Origin of the sequence: Nocardia sp. XZ_19_369 (assembly GCF_015355715.1) — a bacterium.
In the GTDB taxonomy this organism is placed as follows: domain Bacteria; phylum Actinomycetota; class Actinomycetes; order Mycobacteriales; family Mycobacteriaceae; genus Nocardia.
Genome location: NZ_JACVED010000005.1, coordinates 544,692 through 555,819, shown reverse-complemented (window position 1 = coordinate 555,819; position 11,128 = coordinate 544,692). Strand labels below are relative to the sequence as shown.

The following is an 11,128-nucleotide window of genomic DNA, read 5'->3' as shown; positions in this document are numbered from 1 at the left end:
TTCGCTCGCGCGAGGTGTACCAGCGACAACGGCGCTCGCGCCGGCGATATCGCGGTGGGTTCCGCCAGGCTCAGTGCTCGGTCCGCCGCAGGTCACCGGACAAACCGCGGACCTGCCAGCCCTCAGCGTCGACGGTGACCGACAGCACATTCGAGCCGACCCGCAGTCCGCCGACGCGTAGCGGCAGATAGCGAGCGGGGACCACCGGTGCGACCGACAGCACCCCCTCCGGAACACTCGGTTCCAGTCTCAACAGGGTACGCAAAAACAGCAACGGTGCGGCAGCCGCCCAGGCCTGCGGCGAACACGACGTCGGATAGGGCACGGGGATGTCGAATTCGGCGCGATCGAATCCGCAGAAGAGTTCGGGCAGCCGGTAGCCGAAGCGGGTCGAGGCGTCGAGCACGGCGGAGACCACCCGGTTCGCGTGGTCGGTGAAGCCGTAGCGCATCAGACCCGCGGCGCAGATCGCGTTGTCGTGCGGCCATACCGAGCCGTTGTGGTAGCTGACCGGGTTGTAGGCACCCATCGAGGTGGCGAGCGTGCGGATCCCCCAGCCGCTGAACATTTCCGGCGAGAGCAGGTGGTCGGCGACCCGCGCGGCCTTGTCGTCGTCGATGATCCCGGTCCACAGGCAGTGCCCGATATTGGAGCTGAGCGCGTCGATCGGCCGTTTGTCCCGGTCCAGGCCGATCGCGTACCAGCCTTTGTCGGGCAGCCAGAAGGCCTCGTTGAACGCGGTTTTCAACTGTGCGGCCTTGCCGCGCCAGCGCTCTGCCGCCTGGTGGTCGCCGGCACCCGCGGCGAGGGTGGCCCGGGCGAGATACGCCGCGTAGACGTACCCCTGCACCTCGGCCAGCGCGATGGGCGCCTCGGGCAACGTGCCGTCGGCGAAGTTCACCCCGTCCCAGGAGTCCTTCCAGCCCTGGTTGGCCAGGCCGTGTTCGGCGGCGCACTGGTATTCGACGAAACCGTCACCGTCCGCGTCGCCGTAGCGCTCGATCCATTCCAGCGCGCGATCGGCGTGCGGCAGCAGCTCGTCGCGGATCCGCGCGTCCAGCCCCCACCGATACAGCTCGCCGAGCAGCATGACGAACAGCGGCGTGGCGTCGGCGGTGCCGTAATAGGCGGTGCCGCCGCCGAGCAGCAGCGTGGCCGCCCGGCCGAAGCGCACCTCGTGCGGGATCCGGCCCGGCTGCTCCTCGGTCGTCGCATGCACTTTCTTGCCCTGGAGATCGGCCAGGCTCTGCAGCGTGCCGACGGCCAGCCTGCGATCCAGCGGCAGCACCATCCAGGACGTGAGCAGCGAGTCCCGGCCGAACAGCGCCATGAACCAGGGCGCGCCCGCGGCCACCACCGCGCGTTCGGGGTGGTCGGGGTCGAAGATGCGCAGCGCGCCGAGGTCGGTCAGGGTGCGTTGCAGCACCGAGGCGAGGGTCTCGTCCTCGGTGTGCACGGTCGGCGAGTTGGCGTACCACTCACGCAACCGCTGCGCCGGCGCGCTGCGGTTCACCGGCGTGCCGCAGGGGTAGCGCGGTGGTGCGATATCGGTGCCGAGGGCGGGCAGGTACTCGATGCAGGTGGACCATTCCCCGCGTCCGGGAAGGCTTACCTGCCAGCGCAATTCGCGGCCCGTCGCGGTGGCCGAGCTGCCACTGACGGTCACCGCCATGCCCAGCTCTTCACGGCTGATCTGGATGGCGCCGTCGGTCGCCCGCGCCGCGGTGACCACCTGTTCGCGACCGGTGCGCCCCTCCTTCACCTCGAACAGGTCGGCGAAATCGGCGTCCAGTTCCAGCCTGATCGTGCAGTCGAGCGGCGCGCTGGACAGGTTGCGAACCACCAGGTCCTCGCGCATGCCGTCGCCGACATGCCTGCCGATGATCACCAACGCGGTGCTGTCGGCGGTGCCCGCCCGCGGCGCGGTCCGGGCCAGCAGCGTCGCGCTGTACGGCTCGTCGTAGCGCACGGTGAGCGGTTGCGGTTCCAGTCCGTCGACGGTGAGCCGCCAGAACGACAGCACCCTGGTGTCGCGAACGAACAAGCCCGCCGCGCGGTTCGGGGTGATCGCGCCGTTGACGTCGCTGATACAGAAGGTCGAGCCCTCGACCAGGGTGACCCCAGCGTTGATGGCCGTCGGCGCCTCCGTATCCGAGCCGTCGCCCCAGGGATGGGTCACGCGCTAGGCCCTGTGTCGAAGTCCGGCCGGATGCATCCGGGGGCTGGATCGTCGCCTGGCAAGGCGGAGGAGTTGCCGATACCGGGTTTGTATCGGCGACGACGACAACGCGGCCAGGCGGCGATCCAGCCACCGGAGGCGCCGGATGGGACTTCGACACAGGGCCTCGCCCCGGGGGCGCTCGGCGAACTCACGCCACCGGAGTGGGCACCATGACCCGGGTCGTCCGCTCGGCCACGATGCGGCGGTAGAGCCGCTCGTGGTCGCGCGCCATCCGCAGCCTGCCGAACCGCTGCTCGGCCGACTCGCGGCAAGCCCGGCGGTCCAGCGTGTGCACCTTGTCCAGGGCGTCCACCATCTCGTTGACGTCGCGGCAGAGGAATCCGGTCCGGCCGTGGTCGACGATCTCCGGGGCCGCGCCGTTGGGGAACGCGAGAACCGGTGTGCCACAAGCCAACGACTCGGCCATCACCAGCCCGAAGGGTTCGGGCCATTCGATCGGATTGATCAACGCGTCGGCGTGGCGCACCAGTTCGACCCGGCGCGCGGTGGGTTCCTCGCGCGGTTCGGGGTCGTCGGGGCCCATCAGTGGACGCACCCGCTCAGTGTAGTAGCGGCGTTCCTCGGGTTCGCGCATCTTGGTGATCATGAGCAGTTTGCGCCGGGCCAGCCGGGCGATCTGCACCGCGCGGTGCACGCCCTTCTCCTCGTTCATCCGGCCCACGAACACCACGTATCCGCCGCCGCCCGGGCCGTATTTGTAAGTGTTGAGGTCGATTCCGTGATGGATCACCTCGGCGATCGGCACGCTGCCTGCCATCCGCCGCTGCGATTCGGAGATCGCGACGATGTGCGCGTGGCGCGCCATCGAGCGGAACAGTTCCTGGCGCATCTCCGAGAACGGGCCGTGGTTGGTGACCACCACCGGCGGTCCGTCCTGGATGGCGCCGACGAACGGGCCGAGTGAGGTGTGATCGTGGATGATGTCGACGTCGGCCAGCGTCTCGTAGGCGGCGAGCACGTGCATCAGCTCGGCCTCACCGACGCCGATCTGGCTGGTCGGCTGCTCGTACAGCGAGTAGCGGCGCACCGGGCAGGTGGATTCACCGACCGTGAAAAGGTGCACGTCGTGGCCGAGCATGTCGAGGCCGACGGAGAGATTGGCGACTACCGATTCGGTGCCGCCATAGGCGGGCGGTGGTACCGGTACCCATGGCGGAACTATCTGCCCGATTCTCATGGGAGCCTGCGTTCTTCGACGCCTCGGCCTTCCTCGGCGGAACCCCAATGCGCGCCGCAGCCACCGCAGCGCACGAAAATATCGGGTAGTTCATCAAAGGCATCGACTGCGTTGGATCCGCATCCCGGACAGGTGCGGGGCGATCCGAAGATCGCGCTGAAATCTAGTGTCGCTGAATATGTCATCTCGAGTTCCCACGTACATATGAGCCTTATGGCTCCGCTGCCCACGGCCCCTCTGGTTGACTTCATTGCAAGCTTACCCGGAACCTCGTTATCTACTCGAGGAATTCGCGCAGGCTCGTTTCGGCGAAAACGACGACAGGGAGGCCGCCGTGCTCGAGGTATTTCTCGTAGACGACCACGAAATCGTCCGGCGCGGCCTGGTCGATCTGCTGGAGGGCGATCCGGAGCTGACGGTGATCGGCGAGGCGGGTGACGTCGCGCAGGCGATGGCGCGAATCCCGGTGCTGCGCCCCGCGGTCGCGGTGCTCGATGTGCGACTGCCCGACGGCAACGGCATCGAACTGTGCCGCGATCTGCTGGCCGAGGTCGAGGGGCTGCGCTGCCTGATTCTCACCTCCTACACCGACGATCAGGCGATGCTCGACGCCATCCTGGCCGGGGCCAGCGGCTACGTCGTGAAGAACATCAAGGGCATGGAACTGGCCGCCGCGATCAAGGCGGTCGGCGCGGGCCGCTCGCTGCTGGACAACCGGGCGGCCGCCGCGTTGCGGGCCCGGCTGCGCGACGGCGCCCCCGACGACGACGGCCCGCTGGCCGGGCTCACCGAACAGGAACGCCGGCTGCTCGCGTTGCTCGGTGAGGGCCTCACCAACCGGCAGATCGCGGCGCGAATGTTCCTGGCCGAGAAGACCGTGAAGAATTACGTGTCCCGGCTGCTCGCCAAGCTCGGCATGGAGCGACGGACCCAGGCGGCGGTGCTGGCCAGCAAGCTCGGCGAGCGCTGACCCACGACATGACGGACGCCGTGCCGAACTCCGTGATCGACACCCTGCGCGCCATCGTGGACACGGCCACCCGCATCGCCGTCGACCACGCCAGGCTCTACGAGTGGGCTCGCACCCGGCAGGCGTGGATCGAGGCGACCAGGGACATCGCCACCGAGTTCCTGGCCGGTACCGAGTCGCAGCGGGTGCTCGCGCAGGTGGTCGAGCACGCGCGCACGTTGACCGAGTCGGCGCAGGCGATCCTCGCGGTGGTCGAGCCGGGCATCCCGCCCGAGGAGGCCACCGAACTCGTTGTCGCGCAATGGTCGCGGGCGGCCGCGCCGGACGCGCAGCGCATCGTGCGGCTCACCGACACCGCCACGGGCAAGGCCTTCGCGGAACGAACGACGGTGCACTTGGCCAATGCTCAGGGCATCGACCTGGGGGTGACGGTCGGCGCGGCCGGGCCCGCGCTGATCCTGCCGCTGCACACGGCCGGGGTCGTGCTGGGGGTGCTCATCGTGGTGCGCGCGGCCGAAGCCGCGCCGTACTCCGACGAGCTCGTCGCGCTCACGGCGGCGTTCACCGATCAGGCCGCGCTGGCCATGCAGCTCGCCGAGGCGCAGCGCCGGGCCCGTGAACTCGATGTGCTCGCCGACCGCGACCGGATCGCACGCGACCTGCACGACCACGTCATCCAGCGGGTCTTCGCGGTCGGGCTCGGACTGCAAGGCCTGGCCACGCGGGTGGACGATCCGCAAGTACGGCAACGGCTTTCGGACGAGATCGACCGGCTACAGGAGATCGTGCACGAAATACGCACGACGATCTTCGATCTGCACGGTGGTACGGGCGCCTCGCTACGGCGCCGCCTGGAGGACGCGATCCGGCAGCAGACCGCCGCGACCGCGATCCGGGCGCGGCTACGCGTCGACGGGCCGCTGTCGGTGGTCGGGTCCGCGCTGGCCGAGCATGCGGAAGCCGTTGTGCGCGAATCGGTCAGCAACGCGGTGCGGCACTCCGGTGGCGACGCGGTGACGATCGAGATCTCCGTCGGCGACGAGTTGACCATCCTGGTGCAGGACAACGGTTCCGGCGTGCCGGACGACGTAACCGCCAGTGGGCTGGCCAATCTCGCGCAGCGCGCCGTCGAATCAGAGGGGCAGTGCAGTGTCGAGCGCGCTGCGGACGGGGGTACGCGGGTGCACTGGTCGGCCCCGCTGAGCTGACCGGAGCGCTGGTCGCCGTCAGACCGGTGCTACCAGGCTCAGATCGCCGTCGTAGCGGCGGTACAGCAGCCGGCCGCGACCGTCGATCGAGTCGGTGAAGAACAGGAACGGCAAGCCGTGATGACACAGAATCTGCGCGGCCCGGTCCTCGTCCAGGGCGGGCGCTGGATCCGGATCCACCGCGATCGGTAGTGAATTCACCCGCTGCGGGTTGTTCGTCACCGCATCCTGGCGGTACAGCCGGACACCGAGCGGGTCACCCCACGCCACCACCGCGTCCACACCGGTCTCGCTGTCGGTGAAGAGGTACGCGTCGTAGTCCATCGCGTCCATCACCGCCGTCGCCTCGCCGGGAGTGCCGGTGAGTAGCTCGCATTGCTTGCGGCGCACGATCGGGCGCGGCTCGGTGACCTGAGCCAGCGGCGGACGCGCCGGATCGGGCCAATCCCGGCTCGTGCTCGTCGCGAGCCGGGCCAACTGCCGGTCCAGCCGTTCGGCGGCGAAGGTGACCGCGAACCCACCGGGACCCGTCACCTGCACTCGGGTGGCGACACCACGGCAACGAATATTGGCCTGCACCACGGTCGCCGCGTCGGTCTCCGGCGGCGCGGTGACCCGGACCCTCGTCGCCGCGTCGAGATGATGGCGGCGCAGCACCCGGCCGATCGCCCGGACCGCCCGCGTCACGTCCACGTCCGGCACCGCGCCGAAGGTGGTCACCGCCAGATCGAGATCACTTGCGGTCAGCCAATGTTGTGGTGCGGACGGATGCAGCAATCCCGACGACTTCATGTGACACGCCCTGACTTCGAATTCGACCCCGTCGCCCCATATCACCATCGCAATGCCCCGGCGAACAGGGCCGAAAGACCCCCAAGGGCGAACTAGACTGGCGCGAGGCGCAGTTCACGCGCGCACCACAAGGGGAAACCGAGATGACCGAGGACCGCGGCACCGACCCCTACTCCGTGCGCGACACCCTCTCGCAACTGCGGCTGCGCGAGTTGCTCAGCGAGGTCAAGGAGCGTGTCGAACTCATCCTGGACTCGCGCGACCGGATGGACGGTCTGGTCGAGGCGATGCTCGCCGTCACCTCCGGGCTCGACCTGGACGAGACGCTGCGCACCATCGTGCGCACCGCCACCAGCCTGGTCGACGCCCGCTACGGCGCGCTTGCCGTGCGCGGGCACGACCAGCAGGTGGTGCAGTTCATCGACGAGGGCATGGACGACGAAACCCGCAGTGCCATCGGGCGTTTGCCCGCCGGCCACGGCGTGCTGGGCGTGGTGTTCAACCAGTCGAAACCGCTCCGGCTCGACGAGCTCACCAATCACCCTGCCTCCGTGGGCCTTCCGCCGCACCACCCGCCGATGCACACCTTCCTCGGGGTGCCGGTGCGGATCCGCGGCGAGGTGTTCGGCAGCCTCTATCTGACCGAAAAGGCAGGCGGGCAACCGTTCACCGACGATGACGACGTCCTCGTGCAGGCGCTCGCGGCCGCCGCGGGCATCGCGGTGGACAACGCGCGGCTCTACGAATCGGCGCGCACCAGGCAGGCGTGGATCGCGGCGACCCGCGATATCGCCACCGAGTTCCTGGCGGGTAACCGGTCCGCCAATGTGCTGGCGCACGTGGTCGAGCACGCCCGCACGCTCACCGGCTCGCACCAGTCCTTCCTCACCGGCCCGGACGAGGCGGGCGAGCTCGCGGTCACCCAATGGTGCGGTCCCGGTGCGGGATACGCGGACAAGGCCGTGCAGACCGAGGGCACCGCGCTCGGCGAGGCGTTCACCCGGCGCACCCCGCTGCGCTTCGACGACGCGAGCGCGATCAGTGTCGGCCTCGCGCTACCCGACGCCGGGCCGCTGCTGATCCTGCCGCTGTGCACCCAGGACAGCACGCTCGGCGTGCTGACCACGGTGCGACCCGTCGGTGCCGCACCGTACTCCGACGAGCTGGTCGAGCTGACCGCCGCGTTCACCGATCAGGCCGCGCTGGCCATGCAATTGGCCGACGCGCAGCTGCGGATGCGCGAGATGGATCTGCTGGCCGACCGTGATCGGATCGCACGCGACCTGCACGACCACGTCATCCAGCGCCTGTTCGCGGTCGGCATCACCCTGCAGGGCGCGGTCGCCCGGGCTACCGTTCCCGAAGTGCGGCAACGCCTTTCGACCGTGGTCAACGATCTGCAAGAGGTGGTGCAGGAGATCCGCACCTCGATCTTCGACCTGCACGGCGGCCACGGCAATCCGCTGCAGCAGCGGCTCGAGCAGGCGATCCGCCAGCAGACCACCGAAACCCCACTGCGGTCGACCTTTTCGGTCACCGGGCCGCTGTCGGTACTGGAAGCCGAACTGGCCGATCACGCCGAAGCCGTGGTGCGCGAGGCCGTCAGTAATGCGGTCCGGCACTCGGGGGCGGATACTGTCGCGGTGGAGATCAGTGTCGACGACGATCTGACCATCGCGGTGACCGACAACGGCTGGGGCATCCCGAATCACGTGGTGCGCAGCGGACTACGCAACCTGGAGCAGCGCGCGGAGAAGGCCGACGGGCAGTTCGCCGTCGGCCCCGCGGGCAACACGACGGACGATGCCATGCCTGGGACCCGGCTGTGCTGGTCGGTGCCGCTGCCGTGAGCCGGACACCCAACGCGCCTCGGCGTGATCGAGCCGAGTACCAACGCGACAGAGTCGTGCGCCAAAGCGACGGAGCGGAACGTCGACGAGACGGGGTGGTGCGCCAACGAGGTCTAGTTGTGCTGCCAACCTCAATCGACGGGCCCGAGCAGCACAACAGAGTTGTTGCCGCCCATCCCCAGCGACAGTTTCGCGGTGATCCCACCCTCGAACGGCTGCGGTCCATCCAGCAGCCGCGGATGCGGTGCCGCGACGATCGGCGCCGCGGGCACGATGCCGCGCTCGTAGCCGAGCGCGGCCACCGCCACTTCGACACCGGCGGACGCGCCCTGACAGTGACCGACCAGCGGCTTGAGCGCATAGACGTGCGGCTGGTCGCCGAACATGGTGGCCAGCAGGTCCCGTTCCGCCTCGTCACATTGCCGGGTACCCGTGCCGTGCGCGTTGAAATAGCGCACGTCGGCGGCGGCCACACCGGCGTCGGCGAGCGCGCGCCTGGTGCATTCGCGAATCTGCTCATGCGTGGGATCGACCGACACCACGTGATAGGCGTCGTTGCTCATGCCACCACCGAGCACCGCCGCATAGGGTCGGTCCACCGAGCGGGTCAGCACGAACGCCACCGACCCCTCGCCGAAGCAGAAGCCGCGCGTGCCCTCCTGGAACGGGCGGCACCCGTCCAGCGGTTCGGTATCGGTCACCGCGGCACCCATGCCGGCGAAGTGTTCGACCATGTCGGGCGTGCCGGACAAATCGGTGGCGACGCACACCACGTCGTCGGCGATACCCGCGTCCAGCCAGAGTCGCGCGGTGATCAGCGCGGCATTGGCGGAGCTGCACGTCGCGGACACGTTCATCGCCGGGCCGTGGAAACCGTACTCCTGCATGAGTACCGAGATGGGGGTGGACGGGATCAGCGGCAGGTAGCCGCGGGATCGGCGATGGCCGTGATCGATGAGGTAGAAGTCGCGCCAGTTGACGACGTCGCCGAGCACGATCGCGTGCAACAACCCGACCGTCCGGCCGGGTCGCCAGCCGCGTGCCAGCGCGTCGGTGATGGCTTCTCTGGCCGACTCGTGCATGGCCCGGCCGTATCGGCTGGTGCTGACCGTGTGGTCGCCGCCCTCGGGCACCAGCGAAACCCAAGCATCCTCGTCGCGACCGGGCCCGTAGCCCGATTCCACCGAGGCCGCCGACTTACCGCTGAGCAGGCCCTGCCACATCGCCTCGCGACCCCAGCCGTACGCGGTGACGGCACCGATCCCGGCGAGCGTCATATGATCTTGATGCTGGTGTCGGTCGTTCGGGGTATCACCCGGCATAGCATCGCTCCTTCACCGCTCCCGCAGCCGATCTGCGGTCCAACAGATAATTCCTACAGAACAGGTTCTGTAATGATCACCAGACAGAGCCCGATTTAATGCCGGAACTGTGATCGAAGCAATAGCGTCGACGCTGTGCTCTGCTACACGTCGGCACCAGAATAATCCCATCTTCCAATGGCCATAATCGGGTCGACGATCGGGGGTTCGAGTGGGTGAGGACAAGGTAGCCGCTGCGGTCGACGCTGCCGAGCAGCTGGCTGAGCGCTACCGTTCGCTGGTCGAGCACTCACCCGATGGCATCTGCGTGCACGAGCGCGGCGTTCTCGTCTACGCCAACCCCGCTACCGTCCGTTTGCTGGCAGCCGACAGCGCCGAAGACGTGATCGGCAAACCACTGACCCAGTTCGTCCATCCGGGCTCGGTCCCCGGGATGCTGGAGCGGATCAGCCACCTCACCACCAAGGGTGCCGCCTCCAATCCGACGGAGATGACCCTGGTCCGGCTCGACGGGATGCCGGTGCCGGTGGAGACCGTTTCGGTGCTCACCGCGTGGCACGACCGCCTCGCCTACCAGGTGGTCATTCACGACCTCACCGCCCAGCGACACGCCGAAGCCGCACAGCACTTGGCCGAACAGCACTTCACCACGGTCGTCTCGCAGTTGGAGGAGGGTGTGGTGGTGATCGACCCGGAGGGGCGCATCGAGTCGGCCAACCCGGCCGCCATGCGCATCTTCGGCAGCGAGGATTCCGACAACGAGCTCATCGGCAAAACGATCCAGTCCCTGCCGATGACCCTGCTCGACGCCAACGCGCAACCCCTGCCGCCGACCCGCCACCCGATCGCCCGCACACTCGCCACCGGCGAGACCATCACCGGCTACATCTTCGGCGTCGACCGCGCCGACGGGCAGCGGCGCTGGCTCTCCGGCAGCAGCCGCCTGCTCAACCCCGACGACCCGCGCTCGTCGGCGGTGTCCTCGTTCGCCGACATCACCGAGTTCCGGGCCAGCAGGCGGCAATTGGAGTACCAGGCCACCCACGACTCGCTCACCGGGCTGGCGAACCGGTCGCTGATCCTGTCCCAGCTCGCGGGCGCGCTGGCCACCAGCGAGGACCTGCCGGTGTCCACCGTGCTGTTCATCGATCTGGACGGGTTCAAGGCGATCAACGACACGCTCGGGCACGCGATCGGCGACACCGTGCTGCAGATCGTCGCGCAACGGTTGCAGCGCGCGCTGCGCGGCGACGACCTGGTCGGCAGGCTCGGCGGGGACGAATTCCTGGTGCTGCTGTCCGGGCGCACCCGGCGGGTCGACATCGACGCGCTGGTGGCCCGGCTGCGCTCGACGATGGCCGAGCCGATCATCGCGCGCGGGCACCGGATCGAGGTGAACGCCTCGATCGGCGTCACCCCGCTCACCGTGGGCGACCGCCGCACCCCCGAGGCCGTGCTGCACGACGCGGACCTGGCGATGTACCGGGCCAAGCCGACCGGGCATCGCGAAGGCGCCGTCAGCAAGGGACGCAGGCCGAACAGCACGCACGCGTCCTGACATGCTCCA

The 11,128-nt window shown here is 68.8% G+C and carries 8 protein-coding genes; 4 read left to right on the top strand and 4 right to left on the bottom strand.

The annotated features are described in order from the left end of the window. Positions 1-70 precede the first annotated feature (70 nt). Both IBX18_RS21475 and IBX18_RS21470 read right to left on the bottom strand, forming a co-directional pair. Positions 71-2,179: an amylo-alpha-1,6-glucosidase gene (locus tag IBX18_RS21475; protein ID WP_194835334.1), complete on the bottom strand. Its 2,109-nt coding sequence runs from the start codon at positions 2,177-2,179 to the stop codon at positions 71-73. A gap of 190 nt (positions 2,180-2,369) precedes the next feature. Then, complete coding sequence (locus tag IBX18_RS21470) at positions 2,370-3,419, bottom strand: glycosyltransferase (RefSeq protein WP_194835333.1); 1,050 nt, start codon at positions 3,417-3,419, stop codon at positions 2,370-2,372. Between the two features lie 334 nt (positions 3,420-3,753). Between IBX18_RS21470 and IBX18_RS21465 the strand changes: the two genes are divergently transcribed. Both IBX18_RS21465 and IBX18_RS21460 read left to right on the top strand, forming a co-directional pair. Next, positions 3,754-4,389: a response regulator transcription factor gene (locus IBX18_RS21465; protein ID WP_107655305.1), complete on the top strand. Its 636-nt coding sequence runs from the start codon at positions 3,754-3,756 to the stop codon at positions 4,387-4,389. A gap of 8 nt (positions 4,390-4,397) precedes the next feature. Then, positions 4,398-5,597, top strand: a complete 1,200-nt coding sequence (locus IBX18_RS21460; RefSeq protein ID WP_194835332.1) for a sensor histidine kinase — start codon at positions 4,398-4,400, stop codon at positions 5,595-5,597. A gap of 18 nt (positions 5,598-5,615) precedes the next feature. On the opposite strand, the gene IBX18_RS21455 is transcribed toward IBX18_RS21460, so the two are convergent. After that, entirely contained in the window at positions 5,616-6,389 is a 774-nt protein-coding gene (locus IBX18_RS21455) for a sigma 54 modulation/S30EA ribosomal C-terminal domain-containing protein (RefSeq protein ID WP_194835331.1), read from the bottom strand. A 143-nt stretch (positions 6,390-6,532) separates the two neighbouring features. On the opposite strand from IBX18_RS21455, the gene IBX18_RS21450 reads away from it, so the two are divergent. Continuing rightward, the gene (locus tag IBX18_RS21450; RefSeq protein WP_194835330.1) at positions 6,533-8,239 is read left to right on the top strand and encodes a GAF domain-containing sensor histidine kinase; all 1,707 of its coding nucleotides are present in this window, start codon (positions 6,533-6,535) and stop codon (positions 8,237-8,239) included. Positions 8,240-8,370: 131 nt separating this feature from the next. Here IBX18_RS21450 and IBX18_RS21445 read toward each other — a convergent pair whose 3' ends face one another. After that, the gene (locus IBX18_RS21445) at positions 8,371-9,516 is read right to left on the bottom strand and encodes a beta-ketoacyl synthase N-terminal-like domain-containing protein (protein WP_194835329.1); all 1,146 of its coding nucleotides are present in this window, start codon (positions 9,514-9,516) and stop codon (positions 8,371-8,373) included. Between the two features lie 256 nt (positions 9,517-9,772). On the opposite strand from IBX18_RS21445, the gene IBX18_RS21440 reads away from it, so the two are divergent. Beyond that, on the top strand, positions 9,773-11,119 hold the full coding sequence (locus IBX18_RS21440; protein WP_194835328.1) for a diguanylate cyclase domain-containing protein: 1,347 nt from the start codon (positions 9,773-9,775) through the stop codon (positions 11,117-11,119). The last annotated feature ends 9 nt before the right edge of the window (positions 11,120-11,128 follow it).

Excerpts from the sequence above, each read along its gene's own strand:
- IBX18_RS21450 (WP_194835330.1), top strand. The coding sequence starts at position 6,533 with ATGACCGAGGACCGCGGCACCGACCCCTACTCCGTGCGCGACACCCTC.
- IBX18_RS21460 (WP_194835332.1), top strand. The coding sequence starts at position 4,398 with ATGACGGACGCCGTGCCGAACTCCGTGATCGACACCCTGCGCGCCATC.
- IBX18_RS21445 (WP_194835329.1), bottom strand. The coding sequence starts at position 9,516 with ATGACGCTCGCCGGGATCGGTGCCGTCACCGCGTACGGCTGGGGTCGC.
- IBX18_RS21470 (WP_194835333.1), bottom strand. The coding sequence starts at position 3,419 with ATGAGAATCGGGCAGATAGTTCCGCCATGGGTACCGGTACCACCGCCC.
- IBX18_RS21455 (WP_194835331.1), bottom strand. The coding sequence starts at position 6,389 with ATGAAGTCGTCGGGATTGCTGCATCCGTCCGCACCACAACATTGGCTG.